The sequence below is a fragment of the Nostoc sp. genome, assembly GCF_036917515.1.
Classification (GTDB): domain Bacteria; phylum Cyanobacteriota; class Cyanobacteriia; order Cyanobacteriales; family Nostocaceae; genus Nostoc.
Map to the genome: position 1 here is coordinate 26377 of NZ_JBALDE010000152.1, position 17644 is coordinate 44020.

A 17644-nucleotide genomic window follows, 5' to 3' on the forward strand; every position below is an offset into this window, starting at 1 on the left:
GTGTTTTTTGGAGTTACAATCTAGTACATTAAGACAGAAGCCAACATACCATATTATACTTTTGACTTTTGACTTCCGCCTAGCGGCTACCATACCTTCCAAGGAGCCTGATTGTTTTTCCACAGCCCTTCTAGATAGTTTTTATCACGTAAAGTATCCATCGGTTGCCAAAATCCATGATGTTTAAAAGCAGATAGCTGTTCCATATCAGCTAGCTTTTCTAATGGCTCTTGCTCCCATACCGTAGAGTCATCAGCAATTAAGTTGATTACTTCTGGTTCTAACACAAAATAGCCACCATTAATCCAAGCTCCATCACCTTCCGGTTTTTCCCGAAAGCTGGTAATTTTTGTTTGCTCATATCCTAAAGAAATAGCACCAAAACGTCCGGCTGGTTGAACAGCGGTAAGTGTTCCTAAGCTATTTTGTTCTTTGTGAAACTTAATTAGTTCGGTGATATTAATATTACTGACACCATCACCATAAGTAAAGCAAAAAGTCTCGTTACCAAGATGTTCACTGATTCGCTTTAAGCGTCCGCCTGTCATTGTATTATCACCCGTATTTACTAAGGTGACACGCCAGGGTTCTGCATAACCAGAATGCACGTTCATCTGGTTAAAGCGCATGTCAAAGGTAACATCTGACATGTGTAAGAAGTAGTTAGCAAAATACTCTTTAATGATGTAACCTTTGTAACCGCAACAAATGATGAAGTCATTAATGCCGTGGGCAGAGTATGTTTTCATTATGTGCCAGAGAATTGGCTTACCACCAATCTCAACCATCGGCTTAGGTCTAATACTGGTTTCTTCACTGAGGCGTGTACCAAGACCTCCAGCCAAAATCACCGCTTTCATGCAATTACCTCGAAGATTTGTAGGGATATGATTACTTGACTTTTTCGAGATGAAGAGGATGCACTTAAAGGGAGAAAATGTATTTCTGATTTTTGTTTCTCCGTCAATAATTTAACTGTAATTTACGATGAAATTATAAAGGTAAGATAAATTAAAATCTTTTCTATATAAAAGCTCTATGAATATTTATAAATACATAAATAAATTACTCAATAAAATAAAAAAATATCACTTATAAAATAACTAGGATTAGCTGGCGCTAACCCTAGTCAGGCTTGATTTTTTCAATCAAAACCAATAATTTGCTAGTAACAAAGCTTACTCATTTCTAGTTAGTTTTTTCCAGATTACTCGAACCTTGGAATAAAGGGTCACATTTGTTTTCTACAACTACGCACATATTGCTAAGTGCTTGCTGATAATTATCCATGTCATCTTGTTCAAGAAATATTTTAGCAGATGCCTGTATATCTTCGACAGCTTTTGCCTGGTTTTTGTTAGCTTCACTACCGCCATATTGTGCCAGTTCATAGCGAACCATACCTCGTTTGAGATATGCTTTTGCTAGTTTAGGACTTATAGTTAATGCTTGGTTAAAGTCAGCGATCGCTTGATTATATTCTTGCTGATAATTGCTGCTATATTGAGCAATTTGATAATAAACAACACCCCGCTGGAAGTAAGCTTCGGCTTTAAAGACATTACGTTTTATTGCTTGAGTAAAATCGGCGATCGCTTTTTTGTAAGTTTGTTGAGATTCACCGCTATATTTAGCCATTTGAGCGCGGACAATCCCCCGTCTGACATAAGCTTCAATTTCATTATTATCCAGACCAATGGCTCGATTATAATCAGCGATCGCTAGATTATATTCTTTATCAGGATCGTTGCTATATTCGGCGAGCATATAGCGGGCATTGCCCCGATTTACCAAAGCTTTGATTTGATTGGGATTAATTTTCAGAGCTTGGCTATAATCTGTAACTGCTCCTTCGTAGTCTTTGAGGTTATAGCGGGCATTACCACGATTTACAATTGCTCTAGCATGTGTCGGTTCTTGTTCAATTGCTTGGCTAAAGTTGACAATTGCTTTCTCGTAGTCTCGCTCTTTATAAGCAATATAACCTTGCTGATAAAAATCAGCGAAGCTAAGTTTATTATTTGGCTGGGAAGACTTGATTGTTTGTTGGGTATAAGCATTTTGGGAAACCAACGGCTGAGTAAATTTAATCATTACGTCTGCATATCCCAATAAACCAAAACCCAGCAAACAACAAATAATCGGGTACAACTTTGACTTTTTGGAAGGTTTATATGAACCGCTGGGAGTCATTATTGGCTGCCAGTAATTAGCTAGCTGCTGCGGTGACATGGCTCGCTGGGGAAAATGCGGTGTCTGAGTGTAGCGCTTTTTCGCTTTGATTCGTGGTTGGAGATGTTCTCTAGCTTCTATAGCCCGATGTGATGGAAAGGGGTCGCGTCCGCCTAATCGCACGGTACGTTCGCACCACGGACAGCTACGCATGTGGTTGTTGTAGCGATGCTGGGGATTTGTTGTGCAGGTAATCAGGGAATCTTCGGCTTCAGCCAGTGCTGAGAGCCAAGTTTGAGCACTGGGGCGCAGTTGGGGATTATTGTGACCCTCTTCAAAACAACGGACAAATAGTTCCTGTAAGCTGGGATGAAGAATTTCCCAAGGGGGAGCAATGGGTGTCGGCAGGTAGGGTACATAACGCTTTTGGCTGTAAGTGAAATGACCCGATGCAATGCGTGCTTCGTAAGGTGGTGGCTCAATCGCACCTTGAAAAATTCCCGAAAATGGGTGGGTGCCTTCCATTAAAAGTTGAAATACTAGCACCGCTAACCCAAATAAATCGTGAGAGATTTGGCGATCGTGCTGGGCAAAAGTTTTATTCTGTAATTCTGGTGGAGTAAACTCTGGTTTACCTACTGGACAGCGATAAACAACATTGTTGTTGGGGTCGGTTACTTGGAAAGAGTCTGTGTCTATCAAAGTCACCAGTGCTGTATCACTGACAAGGATATTAGACTCGTTCACATCACCAATGCAATATCCACTAGTGTGCAAAGCGGCAAAAGCCGCCGCCAGGTTACGAGCTGTGCGGAGCAGGTACTGATAGTTGAATAAAGGGCAGTGTTGCCGACGGGTTCTGGGGTTGTAAAAGTCGATGATTGGACGCATCCCCTGAATACGTGGCATCAAAAAGCCCAAGATGATATTTTTGCCATCTGCCGCCCGCAATAAATCCTCTGGCCAAGCGATAGAGATATGCCCTAAACTCGCCGTCGGGTTTTCTGGTGGGTTAGCAAGCATCGCTTGGAGTTTCTCTGCATGGGCAGTGGTTGGCTTGTGGTAAATCTTCGCCACCAAGTCGTTATCGGATGGCACTGCATAAACACAAGCTTCACCGCCACGACCCAAACTGACATTGAGACTGAGGATTTCTTTTCTAGGGGAACAACGTAGTACCTGCATAATGAAATTACCGTTAACGGAAGTTATTGTTAAGATGTGAAACCTGTAGATTGATTGCTCATGAGTCGTTAAATGCAGCTATAATGAGTGTTAAATCATCATCAGTGCGTTGTGTAATCCGCTCTGAGCGTAAAAATTTTACTAATTGTTCCTTCGCTTCTGTCTTATCCTCGGTATTGGCGACAAATTCAAATAGCGGAAAAAAGAATGGTTTATGAGGTTCGCCAACAACCATATTTAAAGCCAGCATTTGTAATCCGTCAGTGATAATACCAACGTTTACTATGTCTGTGCGCCATAGTCTCATTTGTGCTGTATCTAAGGCATTGGGCGAAGTTAAAAAAGTGGTTTCGTTGATGTATTCACCGCTGTCAGGCATCGTCAGTGCCAACAGGTTGCCCATACGATCTTTTGCCACTGCCAAACCATCACCTATCTGAACTACAGCTACAACTTCTGGTGTGGCAACCAGCATAATTAAGGTAGTTGCTAAATCTTGAAGCTGTTTGTCACAAGTAGCCGCTTCATCCTCCACAGCTTTTTTGGCGGCGAATATGGCATCATTTAAGAGCGATCGCACCAAAATATCATCAGTCAAACTTTTTCGGGTCAGCCCTTTGGTAGAAATGTTTTCTATTGCTGTCTCTACAGCAACCATCGCTCCTACTTTCCCAAGGCTAGCAGAACCTGCGCCATCTGCTGCGGCCGCCACTAAAACATTATCTGACAATATCTGCCAGTGATGAGCATCCTGACATAATTGATTGTTTTTTAAGTGACTTGTACCACATACAGACGCAGCCACGATCCGCCATTGAGCAATCTGTTTTGATATATTCATAAATTTTTTTTTCTAGCAGCTAGCTGTATAAACATCAAGCTGCAATTTTTAATTAAACAGTCCCCCAACCAATCGGCGGTAGTGCTACCTGTTCGTCTATTTGTGAATGAGAAACGGCTGACATACTAGTTGACAGCCAGACAAACATTTCGATAAAGTTTAATCCTTTAAGCTTTAAGGGAGTACGTACAGTTATTTGATTTAAACGCGTCATATTCGCATTTTCTACTCCAACTGTAAAGAATGCTACCCGCTTGTTTGCCTCGTCTCCCTGTAGGCGATGGGATGCTTGCTCTACCACTTGCTCTAACTCACCTTGTGGTTCTCCATCGGTAATCATAAATACCCAAGGACGATAGTAAGCAATCCCGTTGGCACGATACTGAGATTTCCGTTCTTGAATTATGTCCAAAGCTTTATGAATTCCCGCACCCATTGTAGTCAAGCCCTGCGCTGTCAAAATAGGCGGATTGAATTGATCAGCAGTTACAAAGTCTTGTACTACATTGATATTACTATCAAAAGTGACGATCGCCACTTCCACCCGTCTGGCGGCTAAGGAATTTTTGACCAATTCATCCTTTAAGCTTAGTAAACCTTGATTTAAAGCCTCAATCGGCTCTCCTTGCATCGAGCCAGATGTGTCTAATAAAAGTACACAAGGACAACGTGGTTCTGGATTCTCAGCAAATTCTACTACTTCATCAAGTCTTAATGTATCATGCATAACTTTTTGTGTTATGTTAAAGTCCAAAGCTTTATTTTCCTTTGCTCAAAGTATATAATTACAATCGCTGAGGCGACTACAGAATATAGTATCTAGTGGTAGATGCTCTAATCTTTATTAAACAAATTATTTTCATGAAGTTCTCTATATACTCTATATATTTAAGATGAACTTGAGCACAGCTTAGTTTAGCAAAAAAGAGTTTATCAAAACCCAGTATTACCTGTTGTAATGTATCTACCAAAAATTTATATCCATTAAACCTACAGTACAATAAATATGTAAACTTTCCTAGATAAATTTTTAAAGATTTTATGTAGAAGAATCGTTTCTTTAAGGAAGAGTAATTAACCATAATTAAGCTCGTTAACTCTAGAATTATACCAGTGTAACTGCGCGAACTTGGAATCAAATTTGCCTCTGAAGTGAGTGGGTATAAATAAACGTCATTATTAAGGTCTTCACTCAAAAGTTGTCAGTAGTTAACAAAATCCAGAATTAAACAACATCGACTGATAATCTAGCTATGATAAATGTTTACCTTTATTGATACCTACTTGTTTTTGGAGATAGATTAAGTAAAATGTGCAAAATGTAACAAATAGCTTATGAAACTTACAATTTTTAATATATGTACATATTTTCAAACAAATAATTTGTGAGTAGAAAAATATTAGAAAGAAAAGAATACTTTATAGCTCATATTTTCAATCTACAAATGTTCGGTTGTTAATTCCGCAAAAAACTTGAAAAATATGAATAACTCAGGTACATTTACCAAACTATGTCCTCTAAGTTTGTTAAGACAATTATCCAATTGTTCCGACAGTACTTGTTTACAAGTATTAAGTAACTCAGTTTCTTGGTCGATTTACTTAGAACAGGGCAAAATAACTTACGCTACCCATTCCGTAGAACCCTTTGATCGACTAGAACGCTATTTGCAACGCCTCAGCCAGCAAATTCCACTCCTTACAAATGAGGTTCGCGTTCAAGTACGGCTAATGTTTGAACCTGACTCACACAGTCAGTTAATCAAAAATGACAGTAATTCGAGAAGCTACCCTCCTGAGTATCAGGCTATATCCTGGCTTGTTAGTCAACAATATCTACATTCTACACAAGCAGCAGTGCTGGTTCAAGAATTAGTTAAAGAGGTAATTGAATCATTTTTGCTCATCAAAGAAGGTACTTATGAATTAACAGAACCACTCAATAGAATGCCAAAAATTTGCAGACTAGGTGTAGAAAAGATTTTAGAATATTGCCAAATAAGATTACAGAATTGGCAGGCTTTTGTACCGAAAATTTCTTCTCCATATCAACGTCCATATCTATTGATTAGTAGCAAGTTTGATGACCAAGATTTACCAAATCTACAGCCAGATTTAATTAACTGGATGAAGGGTTTTAGTCTGTGTCATCTGGCTGCCATTTTGAATCAAGATGAAATTCAACTAGCTCAAAATTTATACCCTTATATCCTTAAGGGTGCGATTATCCTCCATGAACCCGACCCACCATTTGATAAATTACCAAAGATTTTTGAGGAGCAATATCTACGACGGGCTACGCCTACGCTTTGCTCAAAATTGATTTCAGGGTTCGTTGACACCAAAAAAGAACTAAGTATCACTGTAAATTCTTATCCAAATATTCCTAAAGAGAAAATAGTTCCTGCTCAGGGATTACCACAATTTTCTACTCATTCAAAAGAAAACTTTCAGAAACCAACAATATCAAATAACATAAATTCTGTTTCCCAAAGAGTAACGGCTGCTACTGTAACGGTACAAAAAGCCCATAAAATTGTTTCTGTAGATGATAGCCCCACAATTCTTAAAGAAATTAGTTATTTCTTAGAAAATGAAAATTTTTCTGTAGTGACTATTAACGAGCCAATGAAAGCAGTTTTGTCAATTATAAGACACAAACCTGATTTAATTTTGTTGGATTTAAACATGCTAGGAATCGATGGCTATGAGTTGTGCCGGATTATACGAAATAATTCCTTGTTTCAAAACACTCCTATTATCTTTGTCACTGGAAATAAAGGGATTGTAGACAAAGTAAAAGCCAAATTAGTCGGGGCATCTGGCTATTTAACCAAACCGTTTACCCGTGCCGAATTACTAAAAATAGTCTTTATGCATTTGACTTAAATTAATCATTCCAATGAGTTGCGGTTAATTATTTCTTCTATACCTTACCCACTACATTTCAAAGAGTAATACTTCTGGGTTAATTACAGATTGAAATTCTTGAAGTGCTAGAAGGTTGATTCTTGCGCCGCTCAATGAGAGCAATGTCAACTGCAAAGCTTAATCCAGAAGTATTGTATTCAAAATATAATTAACTCAAGTTGGTAAAAAGGCCATTGCTACAATAGACAGGCTTACCGATGCAAAAACTGGCTCCTATCTGCTACAAACTTTTAGGCTATGGTAGAGAAATCATAATTTGGGTTGTTATAGCCTGGATTTGACATAGCGGATGTTACAAGGTCAGAACTGCTGAGTAAACTGCTGACATCAGTTCCTATATCTTGGCTAGGCTTAGTACTACCTAGTGATATCAGTTCGCCACTAACAGGGAAATTCCAGCCTTCATTACCAACGAGTGTTTTGTCATCACCACTGGCTTCAATCCGGTTTCCCAGGAGATTGCTGTTAGTTACATTGGCAGTGTTGCCACTACCAAGGATATCGTTTTTACTACCAGGTAGTGTATTGGCATTACCAAGGATGTCGTTGTTATTGCCTAAGTTCCAGTTACCGTTACCGTTGGTTGTGCTCTCGTTACCAAAGCCCCAATTGCCATTACCTTCGGTTTTGCTGCCATCACCGTAGTTCCAGTTACCGTTACCGTTGGTTGTGTTACCGCTACCAAAATTCCAGTTACCATTACCGTCGGTTGTGTTGTTACTACCATATAGCCAGTTACCGTTACCTTGGCCACTGTTACCGATAGCATCTGCACCATCTAATTTTTGAATATCAGATATCCAGTTGTCGCTCTTATAAGGTACAGGTTGACCGTTGCCAGTTTCAGGTAGGTTGGTACCACTTTCCTTGGAAGGCGGAGTGCTGCCAAATGGTAAGTTACCAGGGAGGTTGCTAGCGCCACCAGATGCGCCACCACCAGCAAAAGGGTTGCTAGCGCCACCAGATGCACCACCACCAGATGCGTCAGCCAAGGGGTTGCTACTGCTACCAGATGCGTTACTACCAGATGCGTCACCACCAGCAAAGGGGTTGCTACCATCACCTAACGCAGTAATATCACCGCCAAGAACTCCGATGAGTTGATTGAACGGATTATTAGTATCAGTTAAAGCCCGCTCGTCAAGTGGTCGCTCATAATTATATTTGTACTTTCCATCTTCACTGGTTGTGGATGAGTTACCACCACCGATGAAGGAAGCGAAAGGATTACTACCACTAGCAGCGCCACCAAAGCCACTGCCACTATCTAGACTGCTGCCATCGGTAGACTGCCATTTGCCATCACTGAAAGAAAAATTGCCATTACCAATTGAATTGTTGCTAGTACTTTGTGACCCAGTAGTTTGATTGCTATTATCAGAAGTTGCCATTAGAATTAAACTCCTATTACTCAAACTGAAATTCCTCTATTAAGAGGAAGATCAACAATATGAATGAAAGCATTTTTTTACTTTCATTTTCAATCAAAAATACTAATAAAAACAGCAAGCACCACACTTAGTAAAAGTATAGAAAATCAGATTTACATTTAAAATGAACAAAATTTCGATTGGATTGCCGATTCTTTAGATTGGATTGTCTATTCTTTCGATATTGTTGAGGTAGATTTAATAAAAATGTCCGACAATCCTTATGGTGAATGCTTCAGAGGCAGTTTTTATAATGATTTTTTAGTATAAACAGGGCAAATTTACCTCTTTGGAGTTCTACAATACAATGTAATATAATTACACTACAAAAAAGGGTGAAGTGTAATTTTTGTAGTCTATTTAGTGAGAAAATATTACTTGGAGATTTTATCGAGTTTTAAAGATTTAAATTCTGCGATCGCCAGAGTAAACGCATCTAAATTACTCTTGATCACAACCAATGTTAAGAACCAACGAAAAAATCAGTATTTCTCATTTGATTTATTTTTTAAGTCTCAAAGCTATGTCTACGACGGGCTACGCCTTGTGAAATCGTGGTAATTGCTCATCGCAAAAAACTGGGCTTGTTGAGAACAGAGAAAAAATAATGTCCCTTTTACATAATGTAATAATTGCTCAACTATGCAGTAATAATGCTAGAAAGTAAAACTAGAGTGAATTTTCAAGATAAATTAAGCAATAAATTCTTTGAAAAGCGCTATTGTGTTTAAGTTCTTGAAATCAGAAAAAAGCTTGTATATTTAGATTGCTGGTTTTATGGGATTCTACCTCAAGCGTGAGAAACCAAATGGCTCTCAATCGGAATGGTTATGCAAGAAGCGATGTCTACGATGGGCTGCGCCTACGCACATCGCGTTAGCTAATTGCGTTTTGTATTTTGAAGCTTCACTCTAGCAGAAAACAGAACAATTTATCAGCCTGCTTTCTAGCTCAATTAATAATAAAAATTTTTGACTATGGAGTATAAAAATGAAAAGTTTAGTGAGTACAGCAGTTATCTTAGCGTTTCTTAATGGAGTAAATTGTCTTCCTAGCTATGGAATCTTATCAAATCTCAAGCCTTCAAAAATTGAAGTCCAATCAATTGCTCAAGGTAATCATCAGCAATTGATGGCTAGAGTTGGAACGACTTTAGATACTTCATTTTATCTTAAATATGGAAAGACAGCTTACCTCCCCACTGAAAATATTGAAATCAAATTTTCAAAAGTTATCCAGGATTCTCGGTGTCCAACTAATGTAACTTGTATTTGGCAAGGGCAAGTTATTATTGGATTAGACATCATAAAAAATGGGAAGCAAGTTTCAACATTAACGCTAACCCTGATTCCAGGTCGCGATCCTTTACCAGTTCAATTTTTAGATAAATATTCGGTGAAATTGATACAGGTTTCCCCGTACCCAATCAGCGGAAAGACGATCGCGCCCCAAGACTACATTATTAAAATTGTTGTTAGTAGAGAAGTAGAAAGTACATAACTAACCTTTGACACGCTTTTTTTCAAAAACAAAACGCCCGGATTTTTCACAAAGGAGAAATCCGGGCGTATGTAGTTTAACGTCAAAATCAACCAAATAAAAATAATGCTTTACTTTCCTGCGTAGATACATTCTTAGTATTTACTTATTTTTACATTGCCAGTCTAACGTAGTAGGATTGTTCAAGTGAAAGGGTAAGCCTTGCTGGGCGAGTAGCCATCCAGCGCTTCTTGCATCCTAAAATAAGAGCAAAAGACGATTCCTAAAACAAGCACACTCCATGCGTATTTCTCTAAATTGGCTGCGCGAACTAGTAGAGATAAAACTTAGTCCAGAAGAATTAGCCGAAACCCTGACAATGGCAGGGTTTGAAGTTGAAGAGATTGAAGACCGCCGCACTTGGGCAAATGGCGTGGTTATCGGCAAAGTGCTTGAGCGTCAACCCCATCCCAATGCCGATAAATTGAGTGTTTGCCAAGTGGATGTCGGTAGAGGTGAAACTTTTAATATTGTCTGTGGCGCTGCCAATGTCAAGGCAGATATCTATGTCCCAGTGGCAACCACGGGTACTTATTTACCCAAAATTGATTTAAAAATTAAACCTGCAAAACTGCGTGGTGTCCCATCTCAGGGCATGATTTGTTCTTTAAAGGAACTCGGTTTGCCCACCGATATAGACGGAATTCATATTTTTACCCAAGAAAATTTACCATTGGGTAGTGATGTCCGTCCGTTACTAGGTTTAGATGATGTAATTTTAGACCTGACTGCAACTGCCAATCGCGCTGATGCTTTGAGTATGGTAGGCGTAGCCAGAGAAGTAGCAGCTTTAACTGGTGGAAAGTTGAGCATTCTTGAACCTGCTGAAGTCTCTATTTCCAAAAAAGCTGGAAATTTAGCTTTAAAAATTGCCGATACCCAAGCTTGTCCTGCATACATTGGTACGGTAATTGAACAGATCAAAATTGCTCCATCTCCCGAATGGCTGCAACAGCGTTTGCGGGCAGCTGGGGTACGTCCCATCAGTAATGTGGTGGACATTACTAACTACGTTTTGTTGGAATGGGGACAACCACTGCACGCTTTTGATGGCGATCGCCTAAAATCTGTTGCAGGTAGCGAAAATTTAACTATCGGCGTTCGCTTCGTCAATAATGGAGAATCCCTCAAAACTCTGGATGGACAAACTCGCACTCTAGCATCCCAAAATTTGTTAATCACCGCTAACGATAAACCTATTGCCCTGGCGGGAGTCATGGGTGGAGAAGAAACAGAAGTCCATCAAGGTACTCAAAGCCTAGTTTTAGAAGCAGCTTTATTTGATTCCGTGGCAATTCGCCGTTCTTCCCGGAGTGTTGGGTTAAGAAGTGAGGCTTCTGGCAGATACGAACGGGGAGTTAACCGAGCTGAGTTGGAAATAGCTAATCGCCGCGCCTTATCCTTAATTAGCGAATTAGCGAGTGGAATTATAGTCCAGCAAGAAATTGCCGACACCCGCCCCGATCCATCTAGTTGGAGTCGTTCTATCGCCCTGCGTTTAGACCGAGTTAATCAGATATTGGGGCCCATCGATTTAGGAGAAGATACAGGCGAACTGCAAAAACAAGATGTTGAGCGCATTCTAACTGCATTGGGATGTCAGTTGACTTTTTCAGGAGAAGATAGCACCCATCAACCTACGTGGTCAGTTTCCGTACCACCCTATCGTTACCGCGACTTAGAGCGCGAAATTGATTTAATTGAAGAAATCGCGCGTCTCTATGGTTACAACAAATTCTGTGATACTTTGCCAGACAAAGCGGAAGCTGGCTATCTACCTTTAGATGAGGAAGTGATTCGCAAATTACGAGCTTTCCTGCGGGCTGAAGGATTGACAGAATTAATCCACTATTCTTTAGTCAAACCAGGAGAAGACAGAAATATAGTACTGTCAAACCCGTTATTTGTCGAATATTCAGCACTGCGAACCGATTTGATCTCTGGATTAATTGATGCCTTTCAATACAATTTAGAGCAGGGTAATGGTGCCCTCAACGGTTTTGAAATCGGGCAAATTTTCTGGCAAGAAGAAGACGGTTTGCAAGAAACAGAAGCCCTGGCAGGAATTATGGGAGGGGATATTTCCGTTGGCAAATGGTCAAAAAGTGGACGCGAAGAACCGATCAGCTGGTTTGAAGCCAAAGGCATTTTAGAAAGTGTATTTCGGCAACTTAGCTTGCAAATCGAATTTCAACCCGATCGCCGCGACGATCGCTTACATCCAGGACGCACCGCTTCCCTATGGATTCGGGGTAACAGCCTAGGTATTTTTGGACAACTCCATCCCCAACTGCGACGAGAAAAAGGTTTACCAGATTCCGTTTATGTCTTTCAGTTGGATCTAAATGTGCTTTTAGATTCTTTGGGAGAAGATGAAATTCTCGTCTCTACATTCCAGCCTTATTCTACATATCCAGCGAGCGATCGCGACATTGCCTTTTTCGCACCTGTAAAAATTTCAGTTGTCGAAATTGAAAAAGTAATTACCAAAGCTGGCAAAAATTTGCTCGAATCGGTGGAATTATTTGATGAATATCGTGGTGAAAATGTCCCCGAAGGACAGCGGAGTTTAGCATTCCGCTTAATTTATCGGGCTAGCGATCGCACCCTTACTGAAGCAGAAGTGGAACCAGTACACAATAAAGTCCGCGAAGCCTTAGTGGAAAAATTCGGTGTCAACTTGAGAAGTTAGTTATTGGGCATGGGGCATGGGGCATGGGGCATGGGGCATGGGGCATGGGGCATTGGGTATTAGTTATTCCACTCTTGCTTCCCCTGCTCCCCCATCTCCCTTATCTCCCCACTCCTTGTTCATTTTTTTATTTGGAATTAATTAGCTATGCCTAAATATGTACTCTGGGGAACTTACTGCGAAGACGTTATCGAAAAACGCGCCCCCTATCGTCAAGCTCATTTAGACGGATTAGCAAAACAGAAAGAATCCGGTGTGCTGATTACCATTGGCCCCACCAAGGATGTTACAAAAGTTTTTGGCATTTACGAAGCCGAAGACGAAGCCACTGTGCGCCAGTTGATTGAAAATGACCCCTACTGGAAAAATGGCATTTGGACTGAATATGCTGTCAAAGAATGGATTCAGGCTTTATAAATTGGGCATTGGGCATGGGGAATAGGGGATGAGTCTTTAATACTCGCGAACGAGTCTTTTATACTCGTGAATGAGTCTTTGATACTCGCCGACGAGTCTTTTATACTCGTGAATGAGTCTTTGATACTCGTGAATGAGTCTTTGATACTCGCCGACGAGTCTTTTATACTCGTGAATGAGTCTTTGATACTCGCCGACGAGTCTTTGATACTCGTGAATGAGTCTTTGATACTCGCTGACGAGTCTTTAATACTCGCTGACGAGTCTTTGAACTCCACTCTTGTGTTCCCTCTGCTCCCCCTACCTCTCCCCAGCGTATGAAAATTTGGCAGGTTGATTTTTATCGTCGTCCCTCACAAGATGCGTCTGGACAAATTTTATGGGAGTTGTTGATTTGTGACGCAACTCGCAGCTTTAAGTATGAAGCCACCTGTCTCCAGTCAGCAGCAAATTCTAATTGGGTAGCTGCTCAACTTGAGCTAGCTGCTAGTGAAAAATTGCCAGATGTAATTCAGGTGTTTCGTCCCCAGTCTCTAAGTTTAATTGAAGCGGCTGGACGCAATTTAAGTATTAATGTCGAACCTACCCGCCACACCTTGGCGTTAAAGCAGTGGTTAGAAGAAAAGCAATATCCGTTAACGCTGGATAAACCACCTCCAGCACCATTACCAGAAAACCTCTGGGGAGAACAATGGCGTTTTGCGACTCTAGCTGCTAGTGATGTAGAAACGAGTTTTAGCGATCGCCCCATTCCCATTTTGCACATCCCAGAACATCGCAAACCAATCAATTTAGGTTTAGCTTCAACAGTGCCCATCCCTGGTGTGGTAATTTATGGTGGACGGCAATCAATGCGCCTAGCACGGTGGTTGCAGCAAGCCCGTCCCGTAGGCTTGAATTACATATCTGGCGCACCAGACGGCTTAATATTAGAAGCTGGCTTGGTGGATAGGTGGATTGTTACCACTTTTGAAGATCCAGAAGTTACAAAAGCAGCCCAAGCATTTGAACAACGCAAGCAGCAAAGCCGAGGATTGCATTTTTTGTTAGTTCAACCCGATGATTCTGGTATGACTTATAGCGGCTTTTGGTTATTGCGGGCAGAAAATTGATATTAATTGCCAAAAATATTTTTCTGCTTAATTTTTATAGCTAAAGAAATCGACTAAAGCGATGTCTAACTGCAAGGGAATATGTGTCTACGCTTTACTGTAATTTGCCTATAATAGACCAGGTTATAAGTTTAGCAAATTTTAGTATGATGATAAAGTCATACTAAATTTACGAATTAGCATGAATAGCTTACGAAAACTAATTTTAGTTAGACATTCAATTCCAGAAAAAATAATAGGTATGCCTGCTAAAGATTGGCATTTATCGACAGAAGGACAACAAAACGCCTAGTTACTAGCTAAGAATTTAGTAAATTATCAACCGACAATAATCGCTGCTAGTACAGAGCCAAAAGCAATAGAAACTGCCCAGTTCATTGCTGAACAATTTGGGAAATCGGTTGAAGTTGTTGAAGGACTAGAGGAGTGCGATCATAGCAATATTGGTTATTTAGAAGAAAAAAATTTTTGGAAACCATTGCTGCTTTTTTTGCTAGTCCAAATAAATTAGTGATTGGACAAGAAACAGTAACTCAAGCTCTCCAACGCTTCCAAAAAGCTTTAGAAAATATCATCGCTCAAACTTCAAATGGTAATGTAGTGATTGTGTTGCACGGTATTATCATCACACTGTTTACTACGAATTTTAATGGCAAAGAGCCATTTCAATTCTGGCAGAAACTTGAGTTACCGATGGTTATAATTTTGCCTTAATCCGATTTCAAATCATTAGAAATAACTACTTTAAAAAGCAATAAATAAATGAATCAATCATAATGCATTCATTTAATTGGACTCTGCTAAAATCAAAATATCTTATTAAAATACACTACTGGCAAAACACCGCCGCCGAATTTTAGCAGCAGAAATGATTATAGCGCTAAGGCAGGATGTTGAAAATACAGAGTATCAAGCTGAAATTGCTGCTTGGGACGGCGTTGCAGGAAATGGCATAAATGCCAGGGAGTAAGGTTAAAAGGGCGAACAAATTAAACTATTTCTTCTTGCTTTTGACTTAAATACATCGCAATTCCTTTTTCGTAATAAGCCGCTTCATTAATAAAAATAGGATAAACAGTAGACTCGCCCTTATAGAAAATATCTTTTCCTGCAAAAGTCAGAAACATTGGATCGCCTGGATGTAAAGGTTCATAATCCCTAAACTGAAGCTGGGGGTGAATCATAGCTTGAATTTCTCCGTGTAGGCGCAGCCCGCCATAGGCATCGCTTCTCGGATAATCAATAGTCTGAATGTATTTATAAAGTGTAAGGTGGTTGCTTGTCTGCGGAACATTCCCCTGGTTGCACCCTTCAAAATAATCTAAAACTGTATAAATAAGCTGTTCTGTTTCCTGAAATAATTCGGCGTTTAAAACATTTTGAGCTACAGCCCCAACTTCTATAACAAAACCCAATTCACACAAACAACGGAGATAACCATCTTCTTTTGATTGCTGATTAATACAGACTTTCACTAAAGGATTTATTGAACTTAGATAAGCGCCTAACCGAAGTAAGAAAGGATGCATATCAGACAAAATCAGACTTAACCCCATGTTGGCAGTTGTGCTGTGCAAATCAATAATTACATCTACAAAAGGCTGATTTGGTGGTTGCAATATCTGTTTAATTGCTTTTGCCCGCGTATCTTCATAACTTGAAAGTTGGGGATTTTGTAAGCCTTGATTAGTAAAACAACGATTTAAATCCTTGTCAATGTATCGTTTACCTTCTTCAATAGCCTTGAGATTACCAAGTAATACCAGAGTTTCAAAACTTGCCCTGTTAATTAAATTAGGATATTGCTGAAACTTTTTGACTAAATGTACTCCTGTTAACTCATTACCGTGGTTTCCTCCAACGATCGCAACTCGTTCAATCTGACTCATAACAACCTCATATCTAAAAAACTACCCTACAGTTATTGAGAATGCTGCAAGATACAAGATAGAAGTATAACTGCTGCTGACTAAATCTTGTAAAAGACTGACGCGAACGCTCCATGTTCGAGCCAAAATATGATAACTGTTAAGCTGTTGGTTTTAGCACAAAAGGGGAGGAAATTTATGGAGTATAATTTTCAAGCGATGCCTCCGGCGGGCTACGCCTACGCTGAACTTTACAAAAACGCCCTCCTCAACGACGTACTCCCCTTTTGGGAAAAATATTCTCTTGATTGGCAGCAAGGCGGCTATTTCACCTGCCTTGATCGCGAAGGCAAAATTTATGATACAGACAAATTCATCTGGCTGCAAAACCGCCAGGTGTGGACTTTTTCTATGCTTTATAACCAGCTAGAAAAACGCGAAAACTGGTTAAAAATTGCTAGCAATGGCGCTAATTTTCTCGCTCAACATGGCAGAGATAGTGATGGTAACTGGTACTTTGCCCTCACCCGTGAAGGGAAACCATTGGTTCACCCTTACAATATCTTTTCTGATTGCTTTGCAGCAATGGCATTTAGTCAATATGCACTCGCTGGCGGCGAAGAATGGGCAAAGGATGTGGCAATGCAGGCTTACAATAATGTATTACGCCGCAAGGACAACCCCAAAGGCAAATATAATAAAACCTATCCCGGCACACGCCCGATGAAATCATTAGCTGTACCGATGATTTTAGCCAACCTGACTCTAGAAATGGAATGGTTGCTGCCAAAGGAAACACTAGAGAATGTCCTAGCTGAGACAGTCCGCGAAGTGATGACCGATTTTCTCGACCAAGAACGGGGACTAATGTACGAAAACGTTGCCCTTAACGGTTCCCACATAGATTGTTTTGAGGGACGGCTGATTAATCCAGGCCACGGTATCGAAGCGATGTGGTTTATCATGGACATCGCGCGTCGCCAAAACGATACCAAAACTATTAACCAAGCCGTTGATGTGGTGCTAAACATCTTGAATTTTGCTTGGGATAGCGAATACGGCGGATTGTATTACTTTATGGATGCAGATGGTCATCCCCCACAACAATTGGAATGGGATCAAAAGCTGTGGTGGGTTCACTTAGAGTCTTTGGTTGCATTAGCGATGGGCTATCGCCTAACTGGGCGTGAGGTGTGTTGGGAATGGTATCAAAAGATGCACGATTACGCCTGGTCACATTTTGCTGATTCAGAATACGGTGAGTGGTTTGGCTATCTCAATCGGCGTGGGGAAGTATTGTTAAACCTCAAAGGCGGCAAATGGAAAGGATGTTTTCATGTACCGCGTGCATTGTACCTTTGTTGGCAGCAATTTGAGGCATTGCAAAGCCTGCGGCAGTAAACAACACAGCCAGTTTAATCTCTGTTAGTGTACAAGTAAAAGTGGAATCATTGCCA

13 protein-coding genes and 1 pseudogene are annotated in these 17644 nt (G+C 40.3%); 8 read left to right on the top strand and 6 right to left on the bottom strand.

From position 1 onward, the window contains the following. Positions 1 to 86: 86 nt before the first annotated feature. The 4 genes from rfbF to V7K89_RS19620 all read right to left on the bottom strand — a co-directional run bounded on the left by rfbF (position 87) and on the right by V7K89_RS19620 (position 4925). Positions 87 to 860, bottom strand: coding sequence for a glucose-1-phosphate cytidylyltransferase (gene rfbF / locus V7K89_RS19605; RefSeq protein ID WP_335189975.1), 774 nt, complete (start codon positions 858 to 860; stop codon positions 87 to 89). A 328-nt stretch (positions 861 to 1188) separates the two neighbouring features. Beyond that, the gene (locus V7K89_RS19610; RefSeq protein ID WP_335189977.1) at positions 1189 to 3357 is read right to left on the bottom strand and encodes a tetratricopeptide repeat protein; all 2169 of its coding nucleotides are present in this window, start codon (positions 3355 to 3357) and stop codon (positions 1189 to 1191) included. Between the two features lie 58 nt (positions 3358 to 3415). Next, positions 3416 to 4198 (bottom strand): PP2C family serine/threonine-protein phosphatase, encoded by a 783-nt coding sequence (locus V7K89_RS19615; protein WP_335189979.1) that lies wholly within the window; start codon positions 4196 to 4198, stop codon positions 3416 to 3418. A 52-nt stretch (positions 4199 to 4250) separates the two neighbouring features. Further along, positions 4251 to 4925, bottom strand: coding sequence for a vWA domain-containing protein (locus tag V7K89_RS19620; protein ID WP_335189981.1), 675 nt, complete (start codon positions 4923 to 4925; stop codon positions 4251 to 4253). 755 nt (positions 4926 to 5680) lie between these two features. Between V7K89_RS19620 and V7K89_RS19625 the strand changes: the two genes are divergently transcribed. Next, the gene (locus V7K89_RS19625) at positions 5681 to 7087 is read left to right on the top strand and encodes a response regulator (protein ID WP_335189983.1); all 1407 of its coding nucleotides are present in this window, start codon (positions 5681 to 5683) and stop codon (positions 7085 to 7087) included. A 272-nt stretch (positions 7088 to 7359) separates the two neighbouring features. Here the strand turns inward: V7K89_RS19625 and V7K89_RS19630 are convergent, their stop codons facing one another. Beyond that, positions 7360 to 8520, bottom strand: a complete 1161-nt coding sequence (locus V7K89_RS19630; RefSeq protein WP_335189985.1) for a hypothetical protein — start codon at positions 8518 to 8520, stop codon at positions 7360 to 7362. A 1029-nt stretch (positions 8521 to 9549) separates the two neighbouring features. On the opposite strand from V7K89_RS19630, the gene V7K89_RS19635 reads away from it, so the two are divergent. The 6 genes and pseudogenes from V7K89_RS19635 (at position 9550) to V7K89_RS19655 (ending at position 15033) form a co-directional block, all read left to right on the top strand. Beyond that, on the top strand, positions 9550 to 10059 hold the full coding sequence (locus V7K89_RS19635) for a hypothetical protein (RefSeq protein WP_335189987.1): 510 nt from the start codon (positions 9550 to 9552) through the stop codon (positions 10057 to 10059). Positions 10060 to 10339: 280 nt separating this feature from the next. Continuing rightward, the gene (gene pheT, locus V7K89_RS19640) at positions 10340 to 12790 is read left to right on the top strand and encodes a phenylalanine--tRNA ligase subunit beta (RefSeq protein WP_335189989.1); all 2451 of its coding nucleotides are present in this window, start codon (positions 10340 to 10342) and stop codon (positions 12788 to 12790) included. Between the two features lie 147 nt (positions 12791 to 12937). Continuing rightward, positions 12938 to 13207 (top strand): YciI family protein, encoded by a 270-nt coding sequence (locus V7K89_RS19645; protein WP_335189991.1) that lies wholly within the window; start codon positions 12938 to 12940, stop codon positions 13205 to 13207. Positions 13208 to 13524: 317 nt separating this feature from the next. Continuing rightward, a complete protein-coding gene (locus tag V7K89_RS19650) occupies positions 13525 to 14319 on the top strand; it encodes a Tab2/Atab2 family RNA-binding protein (protein ID WP_335189993.1) in 795 nt (264 codons plus the stop codon). A gap of 307 nt (positions 14320 to 14626) precedes the next feature. Next, positions 14627 to 14830: pseudogene (locus V7K89_RS35980) on the top strand (histidine phosphatase family protein); the annotation flags it as partial. Beyond that, the gene (locus V7K89_RS19655) at positions 14788 to 15033 is read left to right on the top strand and encodes a histidine phosphatase family protein (protein ID WP_335189997.1); all 246 of its coding nucleotides are present in this window, start codon (positions 14788 to 14790) and stop codon (positions 15031 to 15033) included. The pseudogene V7K89_RS35980 and the gene V7K89_RS19655, both read left to right, overlap by 43 nt. Positions 15034 to 15308: 275 nt before the next feature. Here the strand turns inward: V7K89_RS19655 and V7K89_RS19660 are convergent, their stop codons facing one another. Beyond that, positions 15309 to 16208, bottom strand: coding sequence for an aspartoacylase (locus tag V7K89_RS19660; protein ID WP_335189999.1), 900 nt, complete (start codon positions 16206 to 16208; stop codon positions 15309 to 15311). Between the two features lie 177 nt (positions 16209 to 16385). Here V7K89_RS19660 and V7K89_RS19665 point away from each other — a divergent pair, with 177 nt between their 5' ends. Further along, positions 16386 to 17588, top strand: coding sequence for an AGE family epimerase/isomerase (locus tag V7K89_RS19665; protein WP_335190002.1), 1203 nt, complete (start codon positions 16386 to 16388; stop codon positions 17586 to 17588). Positions 17589 to 17644 lie beyond the last annotated feature (56 nt).

Bases quoted from the DNA above. Each gene is read 5' to 3' on its own strand.
- rfbF (WP_335189975.1), bottom strand. From the start codon at position 860: ATGAAAGCGGTGATTTTGGCTGGAGGTCTTGGTACACGCCTCAGTGAA.
- V7K89_RS19610 (WP_335189977.1), bottom strand. From the start codon at position 3,357: ATGCAGGTACTACGTTGTTCCCCTAGAAAAGAAATCCTCAGTCTCAAT.
- V7K89_RS19615 (WP_335189979.1), bottom strand. From the start codon at position 4,198: ATGAATATATCAAAACAGATTGCTCAATGGCGGATCGTGGCTGCGTCT.
- V7K89_RS19620 (WP_335189981.1), bottom strand. From the start codon at position 4,925: ATGCATGATACATTAAGACTTGATGAAGTAGTAGAATTTGCTGAGAAT.
- V7K89_RS19625 (WP_335189983.1), top strand. From the start codon at position 5,681: ATGAATAACTCAGGTACATTTACCAAACTATGTCCTCTAAGTTTGTTA.
- V7K89_RS19630 (WP_335189985.1), bottom strand. From the start codon at position 8,520: ATGGCAACTTCTGATAATAGCAATCAAACTACTGGGTCACAAAGTACT.
- V7K89_RS19635 (WP_335189987.1), top strand. From the start codon at position 9,550: ATGAAAAGTTTAGTGAGTACAGCAGTTATCTTAGCGTTTCTTAATGGA.
- pheT (WP_335189989.1), top strand. From the start codon at position 10,340: ATGCGTATTTCTCTAAATTGGCTGCGCGAACTAGTAGAGATAAAACTT.
- V7K89_RS19645 (WP_335189991.1), top strand. From the start codon at position 12,938: ATGCCTAAATATGTACTCTGGGGAACTTACTGCGAAGACGTTATCGAA.
- V7K89_RS19650 (WP_335189993.1), top strand. From the start codon at position 13,525: ATGAAAATTTGGCAGGTTGATTTTTATCGTCGTCCCTCACAAGATGCG.
- V7K89_RS19660 (WP_335189999.1), bottom strand. From the start codon at position 16,208: ATGAGTCAGATTGAACGAGTTGCGATCGTTGGAGGAAACCACGGTAAT.
- V7K89_RS19665 (WP_335190002.1), top strand. From the start codon at position 16,386: ATGGAGTATAATTTTCAAGCGATGCCTCCGGCGGGCTACGCCTACGCT.